This is a genomic window from Pseudoalteromonas sp. CR1 (assembly GCF_019392235.1).
Lineage (GTDB): Bacteria > Pseudomonadota > Gammaproteobacteria > Enterobacterales > Alteromonadaceae > Pseudoalteromonas.
The window spans coordinates 1-202 of sequence record NZ_JAHXRM010000704.1 but is presented as its reverse complement, the minus strand read 5'-3'; the positions used below and the strand labels follow the sequence as shown (position 1 = coordinate 202).

The 202-nt window shown below is 46.5% G+C and carries 2 tRNA genes; both read left to right on the top strand.

Going from position 1 to position 202, the window contains the following annotated elements:
- Position 1: 1 nt before the first annotated feature.
- A tRNA-Phe gene (locus tag KZZ04_RS21100) sits at positions 2-71 on the top strand.
- A gap of 56 nt (positions 72-127) precedes the next feature.
- A tRNA-Thr gene (locus tag KZZ04_RS21095) sits at positions 128-200 on the top strand.
- Positions 201-202 lie beyond the last annotated feature (2 nt).

Genomic DNA, 202 nt, shown 5'->3' with positions numbered 1-202 from the left:
GATAGCTCAGTTGGTAGAGCAGAGGATTGAAAATCCTCGTGTCCCTGGTTCGATTCCGGGTCGAGGCACCATTTATAAGTTATCAATCTTTAAAATTGATGAAGTGCCTTAGCACACAGTTTAGTGTGCCGACTTAGCTCAGCTGGTAGAGCAACTGACTTGTAATCAGTAGGTCAACCGTTCGACTCGGTTAGTCGGCACC